Origin of the sequence: Moorena producens 3L (assembly GCF_000211815.1) — a bacterium.
GTDB lineage: Bacteria > Cyanobacteriota > Cyanobacteriia > Cyanobacteriales > Coleofasciculaceae > Moorena > Moorena producens.
This window is the reverse complement of the sequence record NZ_GL890852.1, coordinates 41,073-65,838: the sequence shown is the minus strand read 5'-3', so window position 1 is coordinate 65,838 and position 24,766 is coordinate 41,073. Positions and strand designations below refer to the sequence as shown.

Here is a 24,766-nt window from a genome sequence, read left to right as displayed (position 1 = left end):
GGCGCGTTCCTTCAGGATTCATCCTTACTTCCGTCTCTCCATGAAGCTTGCTCACCTATGGTTAATTCATGAAGAGATGAACGATTTTATGTTTCTGTATCTATTTTTACCGTTTTTCAGGTAAATGTCAATATCTTCATAAAAGTTAATAGTTTCGCGTTGTCGCCAGTTCTAACCTCAGGCGCTAGAGTTAGATAACTGCAAGCCTGTGGGAGTGGCAACACTATGAGTGATAAAGGTGAAAGTTATAAAGTTATTAGTGATAATCGACAAGCTCGTTTCCGCTACGAAATTTTAGAGACTTACGAGGCTGGGATTGAGTTAAAGGGAACGGAGGTGAAGTCTATCCGAGTTGGCAAGGTCAACTTGCGGGATGGCTATGGGTTGATTCGTGGTGGGGAAGCCTGGCTGCTCAATGTCCATATCTCTCCGTACCAAAATATCAACGAATATTTTAATCATGACCCCCGTCGCAGCCGAAAACTACTGCTGCACCGTAAGGAAATCAATAAGCTCACCGGTAAATTAGAACAGCAAGGTTTAACCCTTGTCCCCTTAAAGATTTATTTGAAGCGCGGCTTGGTTAAAGTCAGCATTGGTTTGGGCAGAGGGAAAAAGCTCCATGATAAGCGGGAGACGATCAAGAGGCGTCAGGATCAGCGAGATATGGCAAGGGCTATTAAACGTTATTGAAGGTTGAACGCGATCGCGTGGCCGAAAGGCCAAGGTTGGTTAGTTGGTTGGTAGGTTGAAGGTTGAAGGTTGAAGGTTGAAGGTTGAAGGTTGGTAGGTTGAAGGTTGAAGGTTGTTCGCTCTTGGCGTTCCCGTAGGGTAGGTTGAAGGTTGTTTGGTCAGCACAAAACTAGCAACCTGTAACTTGGTAACTTGTAACCTGCAACCTGCAAAGCAACCTGCAAACTTTAAACTTTTGACGGGTCAGAATTTGGATTGACATAGAAACTGGCAATAATGGCGACGACTAGCCACCATAGGGTCTGCACTTGAGGACGGTACCAAACGGTATCTACCAGACCATGGGCGAGCATTCCTGACATGGTGGCAATGGCTCCCATCAGCCAAAATCCCTGACGGTTCGCTAAATTTCTCAGACGACTCAGTTGTTGCATGCCTTGGTTGAAGGTGACTATCAGCAACCAAAGGAAACATAACATCCCGATCAAACCCATTTCTACGGCAGTTTCTAGGAAAATGGAATAGGCACTGAGGGCGGTATATTTGGGGCGTTGGAAAAGGGGATAGATTTTGTTGAAGGCGTTGTTACCTGGACCAATGCCAATGATGGGTCGGTCACGAATCATGTCCATCACCGCAGACCAAACATTCATGCGGAAGTTGTTACTACTATCTTCCCGACCAACAAAAATACTAGCAATGCGATCGCGTATAGCTGGAACAAACATGACGGCGAGAAGCATCACCCCAGCACAACTGCTTAATAGTGCTGGCATTGCCCAAGGGCGTAATTTAGGGGGCAACTGCACACTGTACCAATACACCAGCAGGATCAAGAAGACGAAAATACAAACAACAAAACCAATCCATCCACCCCGACTAAAGGTTAGCACTAGACAAATTGAATTCACGACTACCATCGTCAGTGCTAAGGCTTTGGGGAGCAAACCCTGCCAGACAAATACTGCTGCCAAACTCAATGCTACTGCTGGGATCAGATAACCAGCTAGTAAATTCGGGTTGCCCAGATAACTATAAACCCGCGTCAGTTTTGCTGCTGCTGAAGTGGGGTCTACCCAGGTAGCTAATGCTTCAGCCCCAAAAAACCACTGCCGCAAGCCGTAAATACTGACAATTAGTGAGATATGGAGAAAGAGGGTAATAATCCAGCTACGAAGGGGACGAGAACGTAATACCCTTGCCATCAGGGCAAAAAAGAACAAATAAAGGGTTAATTTTACCAAACCACTAGAGGCAGCCCCTTTCACCGGAGAGAGTGCGGTGGCTATAGTGGCAACACTCCAGTACAAAAAAACTAACAGATGAATGGGGCTTACCTTCGGCTTTCCTATATCATCGGATAAGGTTAGCAATACCCATAACCCTGCACTTGCAATTAACAAGATGCCTACTAGAGCATTGGAAACAAAAGGAGCTAAACTTAACACCAGAGCAACTATCATCGCTCCTATTGGGTCAGACCACTGTAGGAGCAAGCTACTCTGACGCCAAGCATCTAGGAGTCCTACCAGGCGATACAAATAGCTAGTGCCTCGCCACCGATACAGCTGTAAATTTGAAAGAGTAAACTTAGCCCATGCTGAATTCATTGTCTATTTTTTATTTGAACCCACCTCATCTATAATCTTTGATTTTATATCAGGATTCCTTCACCAAATACTAAAAAACTTTTCGACGCTTCCCGAAAAGCTGGCGTTCTCAGGGGGTCTTTAGCACTTTTGCTATCGACCACTTCAGAAAGACTAAGCAAAATTAAATAATTTATTAACTGAGCAACCTTTATCAGCCGTTAGTCTTCTATTTATGAGTTTTTTTGATAAATACGGTCTAGGTCTGATGGCTAGATCACCTTGACAGTACCGTTGCCTAGATTAGTTTAACATATGAGTCAATGAATCGGAACAGTGGTTTAACAGTTTTGATCAGGAGACTCTAATTGCGGTAAAGTAATCACGTACCGATACCCTAACTCTGGCAAACCTTGAACAGAAATTTTTCCTCTATGGCGTTTAGCTAAATGGCAGCTTAGTAATAGCCCTAAACTTTCACGAGATTCACTATTCTGAGGTCTTTTTTCCGATTCAGAACCCCAACTAGTAGTTTCTGGATCAAAAGAACTGGATAAAAACTGATTGTCACAGAGGAAGTTTGAACTCGAAGGTAGTTCACTTATTCCCAGTGCTTCAGTGATGAATGGGGTTTCTAAAGCATTAGCAACCGCTGCTGCTGCTGAGGGGGATTGTAACGGTAACTCATAAATTTGTCCGTACATCTGAGGTAGACCATCTCCGAGCCAGGGGTGAGAAACCCAAACCGCGATTTTCAAAGACACGACATTAGCCCTCTCCAAATCAGTTTTTCGAGAGACATGGATGCGTACTTCACCCCCTGCCTCAGCCGAGTAAATCACACTGAATATGAGGTAATATAGCATTTGTCGTACCTTTTCTTTATCCAGAAACCAGATGCGATTACCTGGCTCTACAGATAGATGCAACTTTTGTCGATGTTGCTGGGCTATCTGTGCTAAATTGTTCATTGCTTGTTGACAGAGCATTTCAATATCTACAGCAGTTAAATTTAGTTGTTCGCTGTTTTCATCAAAAATCCCCAAGCAAAGAATTTCATCAACCATCAAGACCAGCTGACGACCACTGCAATAAACAATTTCTAGATATTCTTTTTGTTTATCAGTCAAAGACCCATAAACTTGGCGACTTAATACACTAGCCATTCCCATAATCGATGTTAGAGGTGTGCGCAATTCCTGTGTCAGCTGAGTTAGTAATTTGTACTTAATGGTGTGAACTGAGTTAAAACCAGCTATCCCATCTAGAGAGACATTCCTAGGGCTAGAAGTTTGGCGATCAGACTCGACTTCCTGAGAGTGCTGAGGCTCTGTTGAAGAGTTAGTTAGCCAGTTAACAAAGCGGTCACGCTCTTTTTTCAAAAAATGATTCCGCTCAAATTCACTGAGACTCCAGCGAGCGGTAATTGCCAAAAACTCATAATCTTTGGTGGTAAAATTGCGAGGTACTAAATCCATAACTGCTAGGGTACCTAAACACTCTCCGTCAGCAGTTAACAGTGGTGCACCTAAGTAAGAACGGATACCGTAGTGGTGAACCAGTACACTACTAGCAAAGACAGGGTTGGCGACTGTATCATTAATCGCCAACATTTGATGACTATCTACTACATAGCTACAAAAGCATTCACTACGGGGCAACTGACGGGACTGTGCCACTCGATTCATTAGCCCGATTCTAGATAATCCCACAGCTGATTTGATGTGCTGTTGCGTTTGTACCATAAAGCCCAAAATGCAGATAGGCACATCTAAAAATCTGGCAGTAGTCTGAGTTGCCTCGTCGAAAACTGGTACTGTTTCTGCTTCGAGTAGACCTAAATCCCGAAGAGTTTTCAGTCGTTTTTTTTTCCGTTCTTTAGCAGTCAAACCATCCAAAGTACAAAAAATTTGATTTTCTTTTGCCATAACCAACCCATTCCCCATGGTTACCTTTGGTAGCACCACAGTCCACTGGCTACTGTAGTGCTACCCACAACACTTAAGGTTCCCAGATAGAGTAGTGAAGTAAACAAATTCTCAGGAAAATAAATGCTTAAATAATGCCATTTTTTTTGGTATCAGAAGCATTTTTGCGGTTGTTTCGTTCCTGACCGCTTATGGGAGTGATGTCTGAGTAGACCAAGCTGGATGAGAAAGCAAAGAGGAAAATACCCGAACACCTCTGAGCTGATTCGAAAGAGGCAAATGACCTTTTGGTGCACTGAGATCCCAGATAAACTCATGGGGATATCGGGTCCAGCGATTGCCAGTTTTCCAACCAATTTTTGGCCAAAGTTTTTCCCAGTTCTTGCCTAAAGACAACCAAAGCTCCCGCTGCACAGAAAATCCAAATTTGCCTTGAGAGTGAATAACCCACAAGATATCAATAGTTTGCAAATCCGTAATCGGGAAATTGTCTACTTCCGAAAAATACAGCCATCTTCTCTGTACAGCAGCAGCTCCTGCTAACTCACAGAGTTTTTCGAGAGTAAGACGGTCAGCTGCGAGAAAGTCTTGTTTAACTAGCAGCTGTTGCACGGGTGTGTAATCAATGCCTGCTTCAGAACGTAGGGGTACAACCCCAGTAGGAAAATAAGTTTGCAGAAATTCATTGGTTTTGGGCATATTGGCTTGATGGAGGGCTTGATAGGCAAAACCAGCACTGAGGATAGTCGGGTTGGCATGTTGCTCCTGTAAAAATTCCATTAACACGTCTAACCCGGCAGTGCCAGTGCTGGCAAGTTCCTGAATCAAAGCCTGTTGTTTTTTTTCAGAACTAGACTTTAGCTGGCGCTGGAGTTCGGCAACTGTGTTAGAGACTTCTGCTGGGAACCGGGCCGTTTGATCGCTCATGAAGGGTAGGGTTTGAGGTTGCACTCAAGAAGGTTGAATGTGATAGCTTTTAAAGTCGAGAGTCAAGCAAGTTGATGCTTTTAACCTAGACTACGGCAAGGAACCGCTTGTATACAACCTTAAAGCTTATAATTGTCTAAGCTTAAACCTTTTACGATCAAGAACTTGTGCCAAAATTTCACCGAGCCTAGTCCGTCAATTGTCTGTAGCGGTGCTTCACTCATAACCTGGTGGAACAATTAACTTGCAGGTTAATTGTTAGGGGTTATGGGTTAGGTGTTGGCTTTGGTTAATGGTTAATAGTTAAGCGTGTAAGTGTTTAAGCGTGCTTAGTACCTAATGTAAGCGTGCTATCATGCCTAATGTAAGCCAGCCTATACTGAAGTAGATAGGGAGATACCGGTGAGGGAGAGACAACATCCGAGGGTATAAAAAGTTTTTTCCAAAATTGACAAATAATCAATTTACAAGCACAACAACTTACCAAATTTCAACCATTCTCTATTCTCACCTGCTTATCGAGCCTGAAGAATGCGGTTAATGATTTGAGTAGTGGAGGTAGGAAATTCAACCTGGACTAACTCAATCCGCCCCCCGTAGGATTGAACAATTTTGGCTTCTGGTAAAGTGGATAAAGTGTAGTCACCCCCTTTAACGTACACCTCTGGTTGCAGTGCTTCAATTAAACGATTAGCTGTGGTTTCAGCAAAAATCACTACCCCATCTACGGGTTTGAGAGTTGCCAGAATTTCTGCCCTCTGTATTTCAGGAACCAGTGGTCGGGAAGGATATCCTGGCTGTGATGGTTTAATGCGGTTTACTGATTGATCACTATTTAGCCCGACCACTAGAGACGAACCCAAGGATTTGGCAATCTTTAAGTAACGGACATGACCAATGTGTAGTAGATCAAAACACCCATTAGTAAATACCAGTGGTCGCCATCGCTCTGACTCCTGGGTGATCAGCTGTTGTAATTCATCTGCAGTGTAAATTCCAGTCATCTAACTTGAAAATAGTTCTGAGTGAGTCAGCCAGAGAGTTCTGAGTTAAAAGGACTTACTTCGGTAGTAGGTTTCTCTACTACCAAGGCTAGCTCCCTCGCCCCGAAGGAGCTGATTTCTAATTTGCCGTCTACGATGTTGATTGGATTTTTTACCAAGAGGGTCAGGGGGTTTGACAGATTTACCAAGCTCTGATATATGGTAACTGTTGGCTTTTAGTTAGTAGGCCAGTTCAGGAACCAATACTATTATACAGGCGATGTAAATCGGATTCTGAAAACATATCCAAAAAATTGCTCACTCATTCTTCGTTCGCCGCTTACATCCTCTCCTTACTTCTTTGAAAAAGGGGAGCAAGCGCGATTCGAGTTAACGATTCCACCACACCAGAATATTTTTTCTATAACCGAGGGGATTCTCTGAGATCCCCAGTGCTTCGATGTTCCGATTGCTAGCTAACACTGCCTACTGGGTCAACGGTTTGAGCGAAGCAAAAGTGCCTTAGCTGATTTCGGTTCCAGTTATATACTAAAAAAGACTTATCTGAAGTTCCGGAAAACCCTGTCCGCAATTCGTTGAATCTTCCGTTCATGGAAAAGGGCAGTCCTAGTACACATAGGCTCAAACTTTTGCTCAAAATCGATAACCCATTTTGGCGGCGATTTTACTTCAGTTCATCTGACCTCTCACCACCGACCGTCCGGTAGACCGGACACTGGTTGCGGAAGAAGTTGAAAGCTGATCAGTTAAACTGTGAGGGGTTAGCTTGTCTAGGTCAGCAGTTAGGAAATTGGCAGATGGGTGATAGCTGATAGTTAAATAAAAGCTCAGTTGATTTCTGTGGGAAGTATAAATACAAGGCAGCTCCGTCACAATTGAAGATTGACCAATAAACCCGATTTCGCCGTTTGAGGGAAAATTCCTTTCATGTCTACTCCTTGGGACGTTTGTATCCCTGCTCATAGGCAAAGCGCACCAATTGGCTACGATTATGTAGTTTCAACTTATGGAGTATGCTACTGAGGTGAGTCTGCACAGTACGAGGGCTGATAAATAGGCGATCGCTTATTTCTTTGTTGGTTAACCCCTGAATAACTTGCCAAAATACTCGTTCTTCTGCTGGTGTCAAGGGTAGAGGTTTAGGTTTTGCCCCTACCTGAGCCAAAGTTTTAGAATTCTCAGCAGATGCTGAGGTTGATAATTGGTTAGCTAAATGGCCAGGAGCTATAGCAGTAGCTTGCTGCATCAACCGGACAATTTCAGCATGGATACGGTGCGAGCGCTCTAGCAGTGCTTCTATTTTTGCCTCTAATTCTCTCGGAGCAACTGGTTTAGTTAAATAATCATCTGCTCCCATAGAATGACCATTAATACGGTCTTCTAATTCTGCTTTGCTAGACAAAAAAATAAATGGCATCAGCCTACCATTGGGAATGTTTCTCAGACGACGGCAAAACTCTAGACCATCCATCTCCGGCATCAGCACATCAGAAACTACCAAATCCGGTGGATTTTTGACACAAGCTTCTAAGGCTTCAGTTCCCGAACACACTTGTTCTACCTGGTATCCTCGATGTTCCAGGTAGCGCTTCAAAAGAGTTAGCAGGGTTTTATCATCGTCAACAACTAAAATCTTTTTCATATTCTTTCTGGAGCCACCTTTTCTACAAACACTCCTGCCAATTGGTCATGAATTGATGCTGCTGCCATCTGGCTGGAAGTCTGTGAAAGGCCCACTCAGACAAACAATACACCATATCTTTTGATCGTAATTCGATTGACCATAGGCAGAATCTATGCTAATAACACTGTAAGTTTCGGTGTTGAAGCCCTAACTATTGACACATCACCCAAGCAATTTTTTAGGAGCGATGGCGCTGCACAAAGCAGCCTTGGCTGACTGTTGTAAAACAGTTGAACACCTTCCTATTACAGGAGAACTTAAGCTATAGAACCCCTATTTCAGCATAAAGGCTGATTTCAAACAGTTGAGCCATGGTGTAATAACTTCATCAAAGCTTTGAACTTGAACTACGTTCACTTATGCTAATACCCAGAAATGGGAATTTTCGGGAAGAAAGCTCAACAACTACCTGCTCTTTCTGTCACTCTTGCCCTGTCAATTAGTAATCATCTTAATGAGAAGATTAACTAGGGTATATTTTTTGCCATCCCCCTATAGATAGACTTTACCTCAACTACCATCTACCTGGGGTTGATCAGCAAAAAAGCTTAATGTCTCAAGCCCAATGCAGGAGATCTGGTAGTTTTCTGACTATAGGTCTATTGCCAACTTCCATCTGAAATTCATTAAAACTACTTTATGTACGAGAAAATCTCCCCTTGCCAGACTGGTTCTGCCATTACCTACAAGGATGGTCAACCCATTGTTCCTGACAACCCAATTATTCCGTTTATTCGCGGAGATGGTACTGGCGTCGATATCTGGCCAGCTGCCCAGAAGGTAATTGATGCAGCGGTCGAATGCGCCTATGGTGCCGATCGCAGCATCAGCTGGTTTAAAATCTATGCGGGTGACGAAGCTTGCGAAAAGTACGGTACTTATCAGTATTTACCCCAAGACACCCTAAATGCCATCAAAGAATACGGCATTGCTATCAAAGGACCCTTGACAACTCCTGTGGGTGGTGGTATGCGCTCTCTCAATGTTGCCCTGCGGCAAATTAATGACCTCTACGCCTGTGTGCGTCCCTGTAAGTACTACCCAGGAACCCCCTCTCCCCACAAAACTCCAGAGAAACTGGATGTAATTGTCTATCGGGAAAATACAGAAGATATCTACTTGGGTATTGAATGGCCCAAAGGAAGCGAAGTTGGTGAAAAATTGATTACTTTACTCAATCAGGATCTAATCCCAGCGACTCCAGAACATGGCAAAAAACAGATTCCCTTAGATGCTGGTATTGGCATTAAACCCATCAGTAAAACTGGCTCCCAGCGTTTAGTGCGCCGCGCCATCCAACATGCCCTCAGGCTACCTAAGCCTAAGCAGATGGTGACTTTGGTACATAAGGGGAATATTATGAAGTATACCGAAGGCGCGTTCCGGGACTGGGGTTATGAACTAACAACCACAGAGTTTCGAGCAGAATGTATAACTGAACGGGAATCTTGGATTCTCAGCAACAAAGAGCAAAATCCTGACATTACCCTGGAAGATAATGCTCGCGCGATTGAACCCGGTTATGATGCCTTGACCCCAGAAAAACAGGCGAAAGTGATCCAGGAAGTGGAAAATGTCCTTAATTCCATATGGGACACCCATGGGCAAGGTCAATGGCAAGATAAGGTGATGGTCAATGACCGGATTGCGGACAGCATTTTCCAACAAATCCAGACTCGACCAGCGGAATACTCTATTCTGGCCACGATGAATCTCAATGGTGATTACCTATCCGATGCTGCTGCTGCTATGGTTGGTGGATTAGGTATGGGTCCAGGAGCTAATATTGGTGACACGTGTGCGATTTTTGAAGCCACCCATGGCACAGCTCCCAAACATGCGGGTCTAGACCGGGTCAATCCAGGCTCTGTGATTTTATCAGGAGTGATGATGCTAGAGTATATGGGTTGGCAAGAAGCTGCTGATTTGATTAAGAAGGGGATATCAGATGCGATCGCTAACCGGGAAGTTACTTATGACCTAGCCCGGATGATGACTCCACCCGTAGAACCTCCCCTGAAGTGTTCTGAGTTTGCTGAGGCAATCATTAAATATTTTAGTTGACACTTGAGTCTTTTAAGTTGGTAACCCGATCAACAGAGGTTTTGAGCAAACTTTTTACGACAGGCCATGCCAGAAACTGGGTCGATGAACCGAACGTGCAAGTCTACATTTAAGGGCAATCCTTGGGAAGATTTGCCCTAAGCCCTTGGTTGCTGTCAAGCTGTCAGGTTAGGGCGAGTCGATTAACCAAAATTTATTAAGGGAGAATCTCCGCGTATGGGATACCGGGGAATGTCAAGGATTGGAAATGATAATTTTAGGTCGCCTCAGCTGACTTGGTTCAAGCTTAGACTTTAACTGAGGCTGATTGAAAAACTGATTTTGACTAGTAGACTGGGTAGAAAATTGCCCCAATTTACTAGTTCCTTGCGGTGCTACTGGTGTAAGCGGTGCTGCCGTTGGTACACCGGTAGCTTGCCGGAATGGACTAGAGTAGGTGTTGGAATTGAGAGGAACTGTAGGTACTGTAGGTGTTGTCGGAAAAGTTCTATCGTTCCTTGTTCGAGGTAGATTGACTCCAGGATAATTAATTTGTCCTGGATAAGGAGCTGTTGTGGGTGTGGTCGAGAAATTCCTGTTGCCGGTTAAACCTGGTGTTGTTACCCCAGGATAGGTAATTTGTCCTGGATAGGAGGGAGTCGGTAATGCTTGATTGCCAGTTGCACTCAACGGTATTCCCCCCCTAGCTTTAATTTCCTGAGTTCCTGAGTTCCGTTGTTCGAGAACTCCCCTGTTTCCATAGGAGATGTTTGAAGGCAATATGTTAGCGGGTAGTTGAGCTTTGCTATTACCGGTATTAGACTTAGCAGCATTAAGCCTATTCAAGGCTTCCTGTAAAGGGCTGACTGGTAACTCGGCTGGATTAGTGTAGGGGGAATTGAAGGAACCCAACCCCAATACAGAATTAGTCTGGTTCAGTGTGCTTGAGGATAAAGATCTCTGATTAACAGAGTTAGGATTGGTCAGTAAGCCAGTCCCAGGAACAGGAGGGATATTAAACAAATCGTTTGTAGATGTAACAAACGGATTTCTGGCTTTTGAGGACTGCTGAGGTTGGACGTTTGGCGTTAGTAAAGGTGATGTTGCTTGGGAGTTAGCTTTTGTCTGCTGAATAACTTGAGTAAATAACCCTTCCGAATTTTTGGTTTTAGACTTTCTGGCTTTATTGGTTTGCTGTGGTGGTACTGATATAGCACTTAGCGCTTCGAGCTCTGCTAATAGCACGGCAGAATTATCAATATCAGCCAACGTTGCTGCTAGTTCATCATCTTCAGAAGACAGGGTTGGTTCAACGGTGGGAGTATCAGTGTCAGCCACTTGATTGATCCCAATTGCCCTTAACAATTCTGGACGGTTCCAGTATTCCCGGACAAACCACAACATTAGGGATAACAAGACAGCTGCTCCCCAAAATGCTGGTCGTCCCAAAGGTTGTAGTTGAGCTTTCCAATAGCGGAGGTAGGCAGGAGGTTGATGACGATAAGACATGGCAGGTTTCAACGATGTTAAATATTTCAGCTTCGCTGTAACTTGATGCTAGCCTCTAATCAACGGATTCAGGTTTACAATTAGCAATTTACAATTAGCAACAATAACTACCTAGCTATCGAGCCTACCTATCGGGCAGCCCTATATAACAACAATCCTCCCGCACCTAGTCCAAATAAATTAGGCAACCAGGCTGCCATCAAAGGAGAGAAAATGTTAACTAGACCTAGGGCATTCGTTATAAATCCTAATAAGTAGTAAGAAAAAATCACTAAAACACTAATGCCGAAACTGGTTGCTTTACCTGTACGTTGAGGACGAGTTCCCAAGGAGGCTCCCACTAAACCAAAAACTAGACAAACAAAGGGAAAAGATATTTTTTGTTGAATTCTGATCCTAAGTTTACGGATTTTTTTAGCATTACCACTATGGCGTAATACCTCCAAACGCTCTAGAGACTGAGCAATGTTCATTTCACCATAGTCACGATTTTTTTTTGCCAAATCCAAAGGTGTTCTAGGAAGTTGTAGCTTTTGTTTTTGAAATCTGAGGATATTGCGGTAAGAAGCATCGGGAGATATAATATAGATGGTTCCATCTAAAAAATCCCATAAATTTTCAGTGGGGTTCCAAACGGCAGACTCAGAGGTAACAATTTGTTCTAGACCGGTCTGAGAAAAGTCTAAAATTGTCAAGCCTCTCATCTGCTTACCATCAAATTGCTCGGCGTAGAACCAACGCTTAATTTTGTTTACTTTTTTGCCATTGGGTAGCTTTACTTTTTGATATTCGGGATAAAATATGTTCCTTTCCTGAAAAGATGGTCTTTCTTTTTTGAGCGCTTTATCTAAGGTGATTTTGGACTGGTAGTTAGCCGCAGGAACCACTAATTCATTAAATACAAATGTCAGACTTGTAACGAGCAAACTCACCACTACAGCAGGTATTACGAGTCGGTAGATGCTTACCCCAAAGCTACGCATGGCAATCAACTCACTATCGCTACTGAGGCGAGAGTATGCCATCAGAGCAGCTAGGAGCATCGACATTGGTAAAGCATAGGAAATAAACTGGGGTATCTGCAACAGTAGCACTTGAAGTGCAATTCCCAGTGGTAATCCTGCTTCAGTAACTTTGCGAACCAACTCAAATAGGGTTCCAATAGCTACACCAAGTGATGAAAAAGCACCTATACCAAACAGCAGTGGTGGGATTAGCTCAAATACGATGTACCGATCCATCACTGATAAGCCAGGCATTAGTGCAATGATGGACTTGGATTTACCAAATTTCATGATGTGCTAATCACTAAATTAATTTTTAATAGCTTCTTTTATCGTTGAAACCCTGTCCCTAAGTAATACTTACGTACTAAAGGATTATCATAAAGTTCTTCAGCACTCCCGGCAGCCAGGATTTGTCCTTCTCGCATAATGTAGGCGCGGTCAGTAATCGCTAGGGTTTCTCTTACATTGTGGTCAGTCACCAGAATTCCCATTTGGCGATCGCGTAATCGAGCCATAATTTTTTGAATCTCTGACACAGCAATGGGATCGACACCAGCAAATGGCTCATCCAAGAATAAGAACTTCGGTCCAAGTGAACCAACAGCTAAGGCTCTTGCCAGTTCTGTTCGACGTCTCTCTCCTCCAGACACTTGATTACCCAAGGTATTGGCGACTTTTTCCAAACGAAACTCTTGGAGTAAGTAATGCATTCTTAATCCCCACTCACCACGAGGCACACCAGTTTGTTCTAAGACTAATTGAATATTGTCCCGAACACTAAGGTGGCGGAAGATACTCGCTTCCTGAGCCAGATAACCAATACCTAGCTGCGCTCGCCGATTGATCGGCATGCCAGTGATATCTTGATCATCTAGCCAAACTGTACCCAGATTGGGTTTTTCTAGACCAGTGGCAATGTAAAAGGTTGTAGTTTTACCAGCACCATTAGGACCAAGCAACCCTACAACTTCCCCTTGGGCAACGGAAAGATTAACGCGACTGACAACACTGCGCCTGCCATAGGACTTATGGATATTATCTAATAGTATTTTCACGGATAGCACCTTGAATCAGTCATTAGTCAATAGTCCATAATCCTTATATCCTTAGTAATTGACCAATGACCAGTAAATGACCAGAAGTGGTTGCAGGCTATTCTATCAATTAAGATCTAGTTTTTAAGCCATAATGGCTGATGGTAGTGTTTTATGTAGTTAGGGAAGCCCTGGAGCAGGTGATGTGGTGCTGTCTGAGTCAGTAACGATGTAAATTGATTCTACCTGTTGGTTCTGTTGAGGCAGGGCTACAAAGCGTCCTTCATCAATCAAATAGGTAATGGTTTCACCCTGAATACTATTGCCCTCCTGCAACACAAAAACATTACCATTGAGAACCAGACGGCGCTCACGGCTGAAGTATTGGGCTTGGGCTGCAGTTGCTTGTATTTGGCGAGCGGGATAGTTAATTTGGACATTGCCACGGGCTGTGACTACGCCAGTTTTGGAGTTAGCTTCCTGGACATCAGAGCGAACCGTCAAGGCACTTCCATCAGCTGCTGATGGTTTATTTTGGGCTTTTGCTTGGGGGCTGTTCAGGAAAGTTGGTAATGCGATCGCACCTACCAAGGTAACTGGCAAGAATAATCTTAGACCTAGATTATGCCTTAATCGGTTAGTATATTTAAGGTCGGACTTCATGCTGTTGTGTGTGATGACTGATCTCGAATACCAATAAGCTGTTCTGCCTACTAGTTTAAGCAAATCCAGCCATAGCTTGGGAATGAAAATGGGCTTTTTGCTCTAAGGCACGTGTTTTAGTTTTGACGACTAGCCACCAACAAAGTTTCTCATCCTTTCAAAGCATGTGCTAACAACTAATGGTTAACAAGTTAATGGTTAACCATTAGTTGTTAACCATCAACTCCCTTGAGTTTTGGAAAACCCCTAACCCCTTCACCACTAACTACAACATCATTGCTGTCAGCCGCCTCTAACTGTCTAACAAAATCAGCAACTTGCTCTGAGCCAAAGTTTTGCAATGCCTGTAGGAGATTAACACTTTGAGATAGTAGCTCAGTGACATCAATCCCCCCATAGTCTGGTTGATAGTTACTGAGACGTCCGATCCCTTCACCGAGTAAAACCACTGCACCACGCCAGTTTAGATTACCTAGGTGGTAGCAGGCAACAGATATTTGTAAAATACCTTGATAAAATCGCTTTTGCGGCTCAACTGCTTCTATCCATAAAGCTTCAAGGGTGTCGTGACAAGCGTAAAACTCTTGCTGATTAAATTGATCGACACCCTGCCAAAATTCTTCAGGTAGTACTATGGCTGTCATGCCATGCTATCTCGCGCAGCTTTAATTTCGTCTAGGGAAATTTCTTGCTTATCACCGGCAAAATCGTTATCCGGAGTCAAAAATAACATACAGTGGCACTCCTTGCGTTCCCGCATGGGCACACAAGGGCAATTCCAGAAGGTAGCTTTCACCTCTGCTTCTTTGTCTTCATAATGGCGGCAAGGGCATAAGGGAGCACCGAGTTCTTCTTTGTGTTTGGCAAGTCCCTCAATCACCACAGCAGTTACGCTTGGGTCAACACAGAAGTAAGTGTCAGTGCGCTGAGCATAAGTCTGAGCAAAGTTTTGCATCGCCTCCAGTTTACTATCACTGGCTTGATTAGCTATTGGTGATGTAGTCATTTAGTAAAATTGAGTTGTGAAAGAGTTCTTAGAATTGTATCGTACTGTCTTACAGGTAAATCGGATATTTGTTGATCGTTGGGATAGCGATACATATGTTTAGGATAATTGTTCGATCGGTTGAATTGGTGCTAATAAATACCAAAACCCTATCGTTTACCCTAAATCAGAAGACCAGACTGCAAACAACACGACCATTAATACGTTCATAATTCGTTGCGTTCCACAGCTTATTGGCTATGGGATCGGTTGCTGTAACTGGGGTTTTAGGGGCTCAGTCGTATTAATTACAATTCCCACACTATTGCGTTTGAGTTGTGGGACTGGGTTTACCACGGATACATCTTTTGGCCAAAGTAAGCAACGACTTCCAGGGGGTAGGGAGTTAAGACTAACAGGATTTTGAGTCAGCCAGATCAAGGGTAGATAAGGAGGTAAATAGGGTTGCTCTTCAGCTTTCCCATCAACTCCGGCTTGGGTGGCAGCAAGGGCTTCTAACACTACTGAGTTACCGTGCAATAACCCTGTTCTCGGTGTCCATAATTTGACATTTGGCTGAGTCCGACAAGCATAGGAGTAAATAGAAGCAGCAGCAATAACGGCTTGTTCAAAGTCTTCCGGATGCCATTGACTGGAGCTATCGAGGCAGATGATAATTTCTTGAGAACCAGTCAATACTTCTAACTCCCGTACCAGTAATTCACCGTAACGAGCACTGGTGCGCCAGTGAATCAGACGGGTAGGGTCACCAACTCGGTAAGGTCGTAGTGCTTTGGTAAGGTCTTGGCTAAGTGATTGAGATTTGCGATCGCTTTGGACTTGCATACTGTCCTCTTTACCAATTTCATCCACTAGGGGACAGCGAGTAAGGGGAAGTACAGTGGGATAAACTACTGCCCTAGCGCTAACATATCGACGGCGACGGCACCAAAATAATCCCAAGGGTGTGGCAGTTCTCAATTGTACCTGGTGCCACCGATAGACTCCTCGTTTGGCGGTGGGATGGTAATAAACCCAGCGATGGACACTTTGGGCTGGAATGCTAGCTACTGGTGTTTTGGTCATTGCTCCGAGTTCTGGTGGGAGCATATCCTGAATTTGTAATAGGCTTTGAGGTCCGAGGGTGGGGTTTTCGATTTCTAGTTCAATGGTTAACTGGTCTCCCACACTGACCGGTGAGATCGGACGTCGGCGTACTGATAGATGGTTAAGCGATCGCACTGGCAAGATAACGGCAATTACCAGTAGGGCAAAAATAATCGCACTGATCACATAGAGCCATCCTGCCATTGTATTGGTGGCAGCGCCAAAGAAACAGATGGCAATACCTGCTAAAAGCAAACCTCCATAGGCGGGATTAACCCAGTTGGTTTCTAACCATTCGGTGGTTTGTTTAATAATGCTCATGACTTTTTACAGTTATTCAACCCTCAACTTGTTCTCGTACCTGTTCTACACTCAAGCTAAGGGCTTCTGCCACCTGTTCCACTGTTAGTCCCATCTTCAGGAAACGGGGCACAGCCTCGAAGATTGCCTGTTCAGCTTTTTGAGCTCGTGCATGTTCCACTTCAGCCCGCTCATTACCAATCAGCAATAGATTACCTTGGTTATCCCACCACCTTAACCAGAGTTGGTTTTGATTTTGATAGGTTTCCTGCCACAATCCCAATTCGATTCCTAATGGTTCAATGGGATAATGACCTCGCTCGTTGGGCTTCATTTTGTGATAGAAACCTTTAAGGAATTCATAGACCTCCAAGTTACCGGTTTTGATTTCATAGATGCCGTAATAGGCAATGCGTATAATCTGCTCATAAACCCAAAATTTGCCTGGTTTAGTGACTTTTCCTTGCTCACTTCGGGATAGAGGAGTTTGGTCTCGTTCTTCTTCCCCGTTCCCACTGGCAAATTCAAGAGCAATTAAAGGAGCGATATATTCTCGCCATATAACGTAGGAACGGCGAATTTCACCATCTAACTTAGGCGGAACGTTGGGAACATAAAACCAGTCAGGAGCTTCTGCTCCTTTTTCGGGTGGGTCAGTTTCTCGCCAATAGATACCACAGTCTTGTCCAATGGCATAGTGTCCATCGGGATGAATTTGCTGTAAAACTGGTCCAATGGAATCTGTAAGTAAGATGCTTTGGGGATGTTTATGAAAATTTTTGGCAAAACTTCCATCTGATTCTGGTAGTTGGGTGTGATCTGGGAAAGGAGGAGGTAAAACAACCGGGTCAATACTTTGAGTCATGGTTTCTTCATCGGCTCCTACTGGGGGTATAGATTTATTTTGGCAGAATTTTTAATGAGTCAGGACTTAATAAACTTTCCAATTATCTCCCTTAAAAATACCTACAAAATTTTGCGCCCAGTCAAAAGTCCCCGCACTTCCAACATGGCAGAATAAGTAGGCAAAATATGAAGGGTTTCATGATCTGGAGTTTGTTCCAAAGCGGTAGCGATCGCTTCTGCTAAATCTTCTTTAATAATCAATTCGCAATTAGTCTGGTCTTGATTCTGGTCTTGATTCTGGTCTTGATTCTGGTCTTGACTCTGGTCTTGATTCTGGCTGTATTCTAGACGGAGTGCCATATCATAAACGCGATCGCCACTGACTACCACAGTTCCCCCTGAGTTCACTAATTTTTCTGTATCCACATCCCAAATCCAAGACACATCTGTGCCATCAGGGGTTCGGTCATTGAGTACCACTAGCTTAGTGGATGCTCCACCTTGTTTTTGCAAGTCATTAACAGCTCGAATCGTTTCATTCATCCCTACTGGATTTTTGGATAACAGAATCCGAACCTGCTTCCCATCCACAACTAATTCTTCTGCTCGTCCAAAGGCAGCGCGGAAGGTTTTAATACTGTTGTAGATGGTATCCCGGTCAATTCCCATCTCTATGGCTAGTAATCCCGCTGCCAATGTATTGTATTTGTTATAGATACCAATTAATATTTGTGGCCACTGGCTACTATTGACTGCGAGTTGAGGTTTACTAAAGCCACATTGAGGACAGTGATAGTCTCCTAGATGGGACAGATAAACACCCTCATAGTCCAGGGGATGTCCACAACTGGGGCAGTAAATTGAGTCAACCGCATGGGGAATTTCATCAAGATAGAGATCTGGCTCACTTAACCCAAAGAAAAAGACTCTCTGGGGTAACTGTTGACCTAGGTAAGACAGGGTAGGGTCATCCCCGTTTAAAACCACAACGGTTTCCTGAGGTAACGGAGCGATCGCATTTTGCCAGCGACGGCTAATCGTATCCACTTCCCCATAACGATCGAGCTGGTCACGAAACAGGTTTAAGCCCAAAATGAACTTAGGCTGACAATCAAGCAATACCAAGGGCAGCACATTTTCATCCACTTCCAAAAGGGCGTAATCAGCATCCAACTGACCAATGCCATTGGTATGAACTAGGAGTGCTGTCACTAAGCCATTAATCAAATTTGCCCCAGTGCCATTGTGAGCCACTCGCCAACCTTGGCTCTCAAGGATAGTGCACAGGAGTAAAGAGGTGGTAGTTTTACCGTTAGTACCAACAATTAGAATGACACCTTGTCTGACCTGAGCTAATAGTAACGGCAGGACTTGAGGCTGGAGACGACGGGCAATTGCTCCAGGCAGAACACTTGCTGCCCCTAGGTTTAATAACCGAACCAGAGCGGTGACGGTTTTGGCAATGCCTACGGATAACCCTAATCGTAATCTATCGATAATTGATCTAGTCACGGGATGAAAGCTAAAAGTTGTTCGTGGATGAAAGAGTCGGAACAGAAGATGAACGAATCAGAATCGAAATTTCCGATGAAAGCTAAAACCTACCATTGATTAAGAGGATAATTAGGGAAGATTTCACGCCCACCACAGCGCAAGTCCTTCACTTTGTCCTTCATACAATAGTGCTACATCGTTCATCTTTGATACTTAATAGGCAATGCTACCAGTTCAAGAAGCAGAGTCAATCATTCTCAATTTGGTTCAACCCTTTGACCCACGGCTGGAAACACAGGTGGTAGAGCTATCCGCTGCTACTAATAGAATTCTGGCAGCAACAGTGACCAGTAACTTAGATTTTCCGCACTGGGATAATTCAGCCATGGATGGGTATGCCGTGCGTTATAGCGATGTCCAATCCTGCAATCGCGAACAACCAGTAGTTTTAACTATTGTCGAAGAAATCCCTGCTGGATATCAACCCCAATGTGAAGTCAAACCGGGACAAGCGTCACGGATTTTTACTGGAGGTTGTATGCCAAAAGGAGCTGATACGGTGGTGATGCAAGAAAACACCAAGCTCCAGGACAATCAGGTGATGATTTTGGAGGCTCCCCAACCCCAAGCCTTTGTCCGTCATCGGGCATCTTTTTACCAAGCCCAAACCAGTCTTATGAAACCAGGAATTAGGCTTGGTGCTCCAGAAATTGCCGTCTTAGCTGCAGCTCAGTGTAACCAACTGACAGTGTATCGGCGTCCTCGGGTGGCAATTTTTTCCACTGGCAACGAGCTAGTAACCCCTGACCAACCCCTAAAACCTGGTCAAATTGTGGATTCTAATCAGTATGCCTTGGGTACCTTTGTCTCCCTCTTGGGGGGAGTACCCATACCTATGGGGATTGTGCGCGATCAGCCAGACGATCTAAAAAATGCGATCGCAAACGCTATATCCGAAGCAGATATGGTTCTATCTACTGGCGGTGTATCAGTGGGGGATTATGACTATGTAGACAAAATCTTAGCCCAGCTCGGAGCAGAGATTCACATCCACTCCGTTGCGGTTAAACCCGGTAAACCCCTAACTGTTGCTACTTTTACCTCCCCCTTGCCTAATTCCCCAGAAGACAGTGACCTTTCTAGTACTCCCTCGTGTTTAAAACGTCCAGTACTGTACTTTGGTCTACCTGGGAATCCCGTTTCAGCACTAGTCAGTTGTTGGCGGTTTGTTAAACCAGCACTGTTAAAACTATCTGGTTTACCGGAGGAAGTCTCCAAACCAGTTTTTGTCAAAGCGATCGCATGTAATGACTTACATGCCGGTGGAGGCCGGGAAACTTATCTGTGGGGACAACTGTGTTTAGATGCAGCTGGTAACCACGAATTTCATCTGGCCAGCGGTAGTCATAGTTCTGGTAATTTGATTAATCTTGCTTATACCAATGGTCTAGCGGTGGTGCCAATCGGTAAAACCTTGATTCGGGCTGGTGAATCGGTATTAGTTTTACAGGTAGGCTAGGGCACAATAATATCAAATCCGGTTGAATAACCTACTTCCTGGTGAGGGGAGCTTCGGGTGCAGGGGAGCTTCGGGTGCAGGGGAAGAAAGATAATGTTCTGGATATCGTAAATGTGGGCAATTATCCCGATTTGATCTAAAAGGTAAAAGCCATGCAAGCAAGGAGCTTTGATTTATCACCAGAAACCGGGTTTTAAGGGTCTTGGTGGGTAATTGATGTTGCCTAACGCTTTGTTGTCACCCCTTGCTCGCCACACCCGGTTAACCGGTCACCCACCCCATAACCCTATACCATGGCAAAAGCCGGATTTTTGGTTTCACTGGGTAAGTCTTAAAATAGATAAAGTAGTCTTGGAAACCAGGTTACTGGTCAGTAGCGCCTATCGATACTATCTACGGTAATCTTCAAGGTCTTAAGCCTAGCCAGCTCAAGCAACTAAAACGGCTGTATCACCAACGCTTACCCAGCGATAACTTGACTACGCCGGAGTTTGCTCAACGTGTTGCAGCCATTAGCACAGACATTCAACAGCCCCTATGCACCTACATCAATCGCCGGGGACAAGTGATTCGTGTGGCTGTAGGTACCCCTACTCAGACCAAAATTCCTCCCCTGGAATTGCCCCGTTACGGTGCTGAACGATTGTGCGGGATTCGCTGTATCGCCACTCAGCTCAAATCAGAAATCCCCAGAGAATCTACCCTCACGGCTATGGCAATTCAGCGATTGGATGCATTGGTGGTACTTACGATTACTGGCTCAGGTATGATAAGGCGGGGTGGTGGAGCAACAGGTTATATCAAAGAAACCTATCTCGCACATTTACTCCCTCCTAGTAACTCAGAAGGAAACAATCAGGTAGACTCTCAACTCCTAAATTGGAGTGTATCATCACCCATGAGTCTGGATATTCTGACCAAGCAGGATTTCCAGGAATTGGTCGAAGAGCTAGAAGCTGAGTTTCGAAGGCAATTTGTGGCTCAGCAAGTCGATGTTGACCAAGATAGGGTGCTGATTATAGGATTAATGACTGAAAAAATCAGCCCAGAGCGATTTGAAGATGGCTTAGCAGAAATTGGGCGGTTGGTGGAAACCGCTGGTGGAGAAGTATTAGGGGTAATCCAGCAAAAGCGATCGCATCCCCATCCCCAAACAGTAGTTGGTAGCGGTAAGGTAGAGGAAATTGCCCTGACTACCCAAACTCTAGCCGCTAATCTGGTAGTATTTGACCGCGACCTATCACCAGCACAAGCTCGCAACCTAGAATCCCAAATTGGTGTTCGGGTTGTAGACCGTACTGAAGTGATTCTCGATATTTTCGCCCAACGAGCTCAATCCCGTGCTGGTAAATTGCAGGTGGAACTGGCACAACTAGAATATATGTTGCCTCGCCTTACTGGTCGGGGTCAGGCGATGTCCCGGTTAGGGGGTGGTATTGGTACTCGTGGTCCGGGTGAAACCAAACTGGAAACCGAACGCCGCTCCATTCAGCGTCGAATTACCCGACTTCAACAAGAAGTAAACCAATTACAGGCTCATCGGTCAAGGTTAAGGCAGCGGCGTCAGCAACAGGACGTTCCGACAGTGGCGGTCGTTGGTTATACAAATGCCGGCAAATCTACCCTGTTGAATACCCTAACCAATGCTGAGGTTTATACCGCTGACCAGTTATTTGCTACCCTTGATCCCACTACCCGACGCTTACCTATTATTGACTCAGTAACGGGTAAATCTAGCGCTATGCTATTGATCGATACAGTAGGGTTTATTCACGAGTTACCCCCACCCTTAGTAGATTCATTTCGGGCTACCCTCGAAGAAGTAACAGAAGCAGATGCTTTGCTGCATTTAGTGGATTTATCCCATTCAGCTTGGGCTAGTCATATTCGTTCTGTAATGGGCATTCTGAGGGATATGCCTATTACACCAGGACCGATTTTAGTAGTTTTTAATAAAATCGACCAAGTAGATAGTGATACCCTAGCGTTAGCGAAAGAAGAATTTCCTCAAGGAGTTTTTATTTCTGCTAGTAAACGTCTTGGACTAGAGACATTGCGTCAGAAACTAGTTGAGTTAGTTCACTATGCGATCGCAACTCAATAAACTGACTCAGGGTCATGAAAAACTAACCAAAATCGGGATTTAGCTACTTTTAAATAAGTAGTATTATTGCAGTTTTATTTCTTGCTATAGCAGTCCTATATGATTCGTGAAATATATTGGCCAAAGTGTTCGCGATAGCGTCGGCCTCGCCGAATCGCTAAAACCCTTGCCCAGCAATAATCCCAGATTTTGCTGATTTTACAAATGATTTAGGATTGCTATAGGAGTGGATTTTACTAACGTCTCTAACTACTTCTAAAAGAGTACCACTATGGGACAAAGACTTAATCAAATGGATTAGCTTCATAAAAAATTCACATCTGTAAGCTAATAGATAGGGATAATTTAATTGTTAAAACCAAAACCAACTTCAAAGTTTGATGCTTCGTTCTGGGGACGCCGATATCCTAAATTTCCTTGAACAAATCCAGTTGGCTCGCAACGTACCCATTGGCTTAAGGTGCTATCGTCTGCGAACTATGTGTATGCATTTTGGACGCTGGTTAAACTTAGAGCCAGAAGCAATGCGTCAGCTGGTTTTTTTGTGCTATTGCCACGGTTTAGGTAAAATTAGCATTCCCGATCATATCCTGTTCAAAACAGGACCGCTGACAGAAAAGGAGTGGACAAAAGTTAAGGAGTATCCTGAAGTTTCAGAACTGATTTGTAACCAGTATCCGCTCCTGAAGGAGTTTGCATTCTTAGTGCGTACCCACCAAGAGAGGCTGAATGGCACTGGTTATCCGGATGGGTTGCGTGGTGAGAAAATTCCTTACATTGTTCAGGTCTTTCAGCTGGTGAATGCGGCAGATGCTATCATCAGCAAGCGCCTATATCGTAACCGTAGTGACCCCCCAGGTATTCGTCCCTACTGGAAACAGGCTGTAGCAGAAATTACTAAAGAAATAAAAGTTGGTGCAAGAGATCCAGAACTCTGTGAAAAGTTTTTTCGTTTTCTTGAACTGTACTATCGAGGCGGTGGTTGAAGGCTAAAACTTGAAGTTGAAAGACTGAAGGCTTAACATTGAAGTTCAAAAGTTAAAATTTGCATAAAAAAATAGTTGACTAGTTAGTTTCACCTTTTTCTTTCTTCAGCTATCGCCGACGGGTCTTACAAAAACCCAAGCATCTCATCAATACCTGCTTTAATGGTTATAGAAATCCGCTGACTAAAGTTGTAGCAGTATGGGTAATTTTTACCTTATTTTTGAGGATTAAACGGTCACTTGTATTTATGTATAAAAGCAGTAAATTTACTCATTTTTCAATATAAATTAAGGTAAATTTTCCAAAACTTTATCCTTAATCCTTCATCTTTTATCCTTGATAAAACCCTACAAGGAAAGCCTAGGGTGAACATCCTTCATCTTGACCCAGTTTCAACTGCTGCAAGTGATACACCCTAGCAGTATCAGTGAGGTTATATTGCAAAGGGGTGATGCTAATGTAGTTGTCGCGAATTGCCTGAACATCAGTAGGGATATCTTGAGGTAAGTGAATATGATCGGGTTGTTCAATATCCTCAATAACTTCACCAGCTAACCAGTAATAGATTTTACCTCGGGGATCAACTCGTTTCTCAAAATTCTCGATATAACGACGAACCCCTTGACGGGTTATAGCAATACCAGCTATGTCTGAGACCTTAACAGGTGGCACGTTGACATTGAGCAATGTTGTTTTTGGTAAAGGTTGCTCTGACAGCTGATTTAGGAGAGTTTTCGCAAATGAAGCCGCTACTTGAAACTCCTTTGAGGTGTAGGTGGCTAGACTGAAGGCAATGCTGGGAATCCCTCCGATTAACCCTTCCATAGCGGCTGAGACAGTGCCAGAGTAGAGGACATCAGTACCCAGGTTAGAACCATGGTTAATCCCAGAAAGCACTAAATCTGGTGCGCTATCCATTAATGCCCACAAAGCCAGCTTTACACAGTCTGAAGGGGTTCCAGAACAAGACCAAGCAGTAACCTTGGGATGGAAGATGTTATCTATAACTTCAGCACGGATGGGCTCATGAAGGGTCAAACCGTGACCAGTTGCTGAGCGCTCTCGGTCAGGACATACTACGGTAACATTGTGCCCCGCTTCAGCGAGGGTGTTGGCAAGGGTACGTACACCAAGGGCGAAGATACCATCATCGTTGCTGATCAGCAATTTCATAGGATATGAGGCTACAGCTAAAGATAAAAGTCGCTGTTCGATTCTAATCTGAAATTGATATATTCTAAGACCATCTACCCCACTCACCTGACCATTTTTTCAGTAAAATGAAACAGTCCTGCATAAATGACAGGGGTTTCCGGTTCTTCTCTTACTAACCTAAAATTACT

The 24,766-nt window shown here is 44.1% G+C and carries 22 protein-coding genes and 1 riboswitch; of the genes, 5 read left to right on the top strand and 17 right to left on the bottom strand.

Translation table 11 applies throughout. The annotated features are described in order from the left end of the window. Positions 1–85: riboswitch (Glutamine riboswitch) on the bottom strand. Between the two features lie 140 nt (positions 86–225). Further along, entirely contained in the window at positions 226–693 is a 468-nt protein-coding gene (gene smpB / locus LYNGBM3L_RS11150) for an SsrA-binding protein SmpB (RefSeq protein ID WP_008182507.1), read from the top strand. Between the two features lie 39 nt (positions 694–732). Here smpB and LYNGBM3L_RS48580 read toward each other — a convergent pair whose 3' ends face one another. The 7 genes from LYNGBM3L_RS48580 to LYNGBM3L_RS11125 all read right to left on the bottom strand — a co-directional run bounded on the left by LYNGBM3L_RS48580 (position 733) and on the right by LYNGBM3L_RS11125 (position 7,783). Beyond that, complete coding sequence (locus LYNGBM3L_RS48580; RefSeq protein WP_267872018.1) at positions 733–858, bottom strand: hypothetical protein; 126 nt, start codon at positions 856–858, stop codon at positions 733–735. A 62-nt stretch (positions 859–920) separates the two neighbouring features. Next, on the bottom strand, positions 921–2,303 hold the full coding sequence (locus LYNGBM3L_RS11145) for an IctB family putative bicarbonate transporter (RefSeq protein WP_008182505.1): 1,383 nt from the start codon (positions 2,301–2,303) through the stop codon (positions 921–923). Positions 2,304–2,623: 320 nt separating this feature from the next. Then, positions 2,624–4,210 (bottom strand): GAF domain-containing sensor histidine kinase, encoded by a 1,587-nt coding sequence (locus LYNGBM3L_RS11140; RefSeq protein ID WP_131827202.1) that lies wholly within the window; start codon positions 4,208–4,210, stop codon positions 2,624–2,626. Positions 4,211–4,399: 189 nt separating this feature from the next. Then, a complete protein-coding gene (locus tag LYNGBM3L_RS11135) occupies positions 4,400–5,137 on the bottom strand; it encodes a GUN4 domain-containing protein (protein WP_044492691.1) in 738 nt (245 codons plus the stop codon). A gap of 515 nt (positions 5,138–5,652) precedes the next feature. After that, positions 5,653–6,141 (bottom strand): adenylyltransferase/cytidyltransferase family protein, encoded by a 489-nt coding sequence (locus tag LYNGBM3L_RS11130; RefSeq protein WP_008182497.1) that lies wholly within the window; start codon positions 6,139–6,141, stop codon positions 5,653–5,655. Between the two features lie 26 nt (positions 6,142–6,167). Then, the gene (locus LYNGBM3L_RS48575) at positions 6,168–6,299 is read right to left on the bottom strand and encodes a hypothetical protein (RefSeq protein WP_267872017.1); all 132 of its coding nucleotides are present in this window, start codon (positions 6,297–6,299) and stop codon (positions 6,168–6,170) included. Between the two features lie 773 nt (positions 6,300–7,072). After that, a complete protein-coding gene (locus LYNGBM3L_RS11125) occupies positions 7,073–7,783 on the bottom strand; it encodes a response regulator transcription factor (RefSeq protein ID WP_008182494.1) in 711 nt (236 codons plus the stop codon). A gap of 681 nt (positions 7,784–8,464) precedes the next feature. Here LYNGBM3L_RS11125 and LYNGBM3L_RS11120 point away from each other — a divergent pair. Then, positions 8,465–9,889 (top strand): NADP-dependent isocitrate dehydrogenase, encoded by a 1,425-nt coding sequence (locus LYNGBM3L_RS11120; protein ID WP_008182493.1) that lies wholly within the window; start codon positions 8,465–8,467, stop codon positions 9,887–9,889. Positions 9,890–10,123: 234 nt separating this feature from the next. On the opposite strand, the gene LYNGBM3L_RS11115 is transcribed toward LYNGBM3L_RS11120, so the two are convergent. From LYNGBM3L_RS11115 to LYNGBM3L_RS11075, 9 genes are all read right to left on the bottom strand, one after another. Further along, on the bottom strand, positions 10,124–11,377 hold the full coding sequence (locus tag LYNGBM3L_RS11115; protein WP_044492666.1) for a hypothetical protein: 1,254 nt from the start codon (positions 11,375–11,377) through the stop codon (positions 10,124–10,126). 128 nt (positions 11,378–11,505) lie between these two features. Further along, positions 11,506–12,672, bottom strand: coding sequence for an LptF/LptG family permease (locus LYNGBM3L_RS11110; protein ID WP_008182489.1), 1,167 nt, complete (start codon positions 12,670–12,672; stop codon positions 11,506–11,508). Between the two features lie 38 nt (positions 12,673–12,710). Beyond that, positions 12,711–13,439, bottom strand: coding sequence for an LPS export ABC transporter ATP-binding protein (lptB, locus tag LYNGBM3L_RS11105; protein ID WP_008182487.1), 729 nt, complete (start codon positions 13,437–13,439; stop codon positions 12,711–12,713). A 159-nt stretch (positions 13,440–13,598) separates the two neighbouring features. After that, the gene (locus tag LYNGBM3L_RS11100) at positions 13,599–14,081 is read right to left on the bottom strand and encodes an LptA/OstA family protein (protein ID WP_044492664.1); all 483 of its coding nucleotides are present in this window, start codon (positions 14,079–14,081) and stop codon (positions 13,599–13,601) included. Positions 14,082–14,293: 212 nt separating this feature from the next. Then, positions 14,294–14,725 (bottom strand): DUF309 domain-containing protein, encoded by a 432-nt coding sequence (locus tag LYNGBM3L_RS11095; RefSeq protein WP_008182483.1) that lies wholly within the window; start codon positions 14,723–14,725, stop codon positions 14,294–14,296. Further along, complete coding sequence (locus tag LYNGBM3L_RS11090) at positions 14,722–15,087, bottom strand: ferredoxin-thioredoxin reductase catalytic domain-containing protein (protein WP_008182480.1); 366 nt, start codon at positions 15,085–15,087, stop codon at positions 14,722–14,724. The genes LYNGBM3L_RS11095 and LYNGBM3L_RS11090 overlap by 4 nt, the downstream gene beginning before the upstream one ends. A gap of 237 nt (positions 15,088–15,324) precedes the next feature. Then, positions 15,325–16,494, bottom strand: coding sequence for a DUF58 domain-containing protein (locus LYNGBM3L_RS11085; protein WP_008182478.1), 1,170 nt, complete (start codon positions 16,492–16,494; stop codon positions 15,325–15,327). 16 nt (positions 16,495–16,510) lie between these two features. Beyond that, positions 16,511–17,338, bottom strand: a complete 828-nt coding sequence (locus LYNGBM3L_RS11080) for a Uma2 family endonuclease (protein WP_008182476.1) — start codon at positions 17,336–17,338, stop codon at positions 16,511–16,513. Positions 17,339–17,439: 101 nt separating this feature from the next. Next, positions 17,440–18,831 carry a Mur ligase family protein gene (locus tag LYNGBM3L_RS11075; protein ID WP_008182474.1) on the bottom strand — a complete coding sequence of 464 codons (1,392 nt, stop codon included), beginning with the start codon at positions 18,829–18,831 and terminating at the stop codon, positions 17,440–17,442. A gap of 205 nt (positions 18,832–19,036) precedes the next feature. Between LYNGBM3L_RS11075 and LYNGBM3L_RS11070 the strand changes: the two genes are divergently transcribed. The 3 genes from LYNGBM3L_RS11070 to LYNGBM3L_RS11060 all read left to right on the top strand — a co-directional run bounded on the left by LYNGBM3L_RS11070 (position 19,037) and on the right by LYNGBM3L_RS11060 (position 23,422). Next, complete coding sequence (locus LYNGBM3L_RS11070) at positions 19,037–20,332, top strand: molybdopterin molybdotransferase MoeA (RefSeq protein ID WP_008182472.1); 1,296 nt, start codon at positions 19,037–19,039, stop codon at positions 20,330–20,332. A gap of 382 nt (positions 20,333–20,714) precedes the next feature. Then, positions 20,715–22,436, top strand: coding sequence for a GTPase HflX (hflX, locus tag LYNGBM3L_RS11065; protein WP_044492662.1), 1,722 nt, complete (start codon positions 20,715–20,717; stop codon positions 22,434–22,436). A 380-nt stretch (positions 22,437–22,816) separates the two neighbouring features. Further along, entirely contained in the window at positions 22,817–23,422 is a 606-nt protein-coding gene (locus LYNGBM3L_RS11060; protein WP_008182469.1) for an HD-GYP domain-containing protein, read from the top strand. Between the two features lie 361 nt (positions 23,423–23,783). Here the strand turns inward: LYNGBM3L_RS11060 and surE are convergent, their stop codons facing one another. Beyond that, positions 23,784–24,596: a 5'/3'-nucleotidase SurE gene (surE, locus tag LYNGBM3L_RS11055; RefSeq protein WP_044492659.1), complete on the bottom strand. Its 813-nt coding sequence runs from the start codon at positions 24,594–24,596 to the stop codon at positions 23,784–23,786. Positions 24,597–24,766 lie beyond the last annotated feature (170 nt).

Bases quoted from the DNA above. Each gene is read 5' to 3' on its own strand.
- smpB (WP_008182507.1), top strand. From the start codon at position 226: ATGAGTGATAAAGGTGAAAGTTATAAAGTTATTAGTGATAATCGACAA.
- LYNGBM3L_RS11145 (WP_008182505.1), bottom strand. From the start codon at position 2,303: ATGAATTCAGCATGGGCTAAGTTTACTCTTTCAAATTTACAGCTGTAT.
- LYNGBM3L_RS11140 (WP_131827202.1), bottom strand. From the start codon at position 4,210: ATGGCAAAAGAAAATCAAATTTTTTGTACTTTGGATGGTTTGACTGCT.
- LYNGBM3L_RS11135 (WP_044492691.1), bottom strand. From the start codon at position 5,137: ATGAGCGATCAAACGGCCCGGTTCCCAGCAGAAGTCTCTAACACAGTT.
- LYNGBM3L_RS11130 (WP_008182497.1), bottom strand. From the start codon at position 6,141: ATGACTGGAATTTACACTGCAGATGAATTACAACAGCTGATCACCCAG.
- LYNGBM3L_RS11125 (WP_008182494.1), bottom strand. From the start codon at position 7,783: ATGAAAAAGATTTTAGTTGTTGACGATGATAAAACCCTGCTAACTCTT.
- LYNGBM3L_RS11120 (WP_008182493.1), top strand. From the start codon at position 8,465: ATGTACGAGAAAATCTCCCCTTGCCAGACTGGTTCTGCCATTACCTAC.
- LYNGBM3L_RS11115 (WP_044492666.1), bottom strand. From the start codon at position 11,377: ATGTCTTATCGTCATCAACCTCCTGCCTACCTCCGCTATTGGAAAGCT.
- LYNGBM3L_RS11110 (WP_008182489.1), bottom strand. From the start codon at position 12,672: ATGAAATTTGGTAAATCCAAGTCCATCATTGCACTAATGCCTGGCTTA.
- LYNGBM3L_RS11100 (WP_044492664.1), bottom strand. From the start codon at position 14,081: ATGAAGTCCGACCTTAAATATACTAACCGATTAAGGCATAATCTAGGT.
- LYNGBM3L_RS11095 (WP_008182483.1), bottom strand. From the start codon at position 14,725: ATGACAGCCATAGTACTACCTGAAGAATTTTGGCAGGGTGTCGATCAA.
- LYNGBM3L_RS11090 (WP_008182480.1), bottom strand. From the start codon at position 15,087: ATGACTACATCACCAATAGCTAATCAAGCCAGTGATAGTAAACTGGAG.
- LYNGBM3L_RS11085 (WP_008182478.1), bottom strand. From the start codon at position 16,494: ATGAGCATTATTAAACAAACCACCGAATGGTTAGAAACCAACTGGGTT.
- LYNGBM3L_RS11080 (WP_008182476.1), bottom strand. From the start codon at position 17,338: ATGACTCAAAGTATTGACCCGGTTGTTTTACCTCCTCCTTTCCCAGAT.
- LYNGBM3L_RS11070 (WP_008182472.1), top strand. From the start codon at position 19,037: ATGCTACCAGTTCAAGAAGCAGAGTCAATCATTCTCAATTTGGTTCAA.
- LYNGBM3L_RS11060 (WP_008182469.1), top strand. From the start codon at position 22,817: ATGCTTCGTTCTGGGGACGCCGATATCCTAAATTTCCTTGAACAAATC.
- surE (WP_044492659.1), bottom strand. From the start codon at position 24,596: ATGAAATTGCTGATCAGCAACGATGATGGTATCTTCGCCCTTGGTGTA.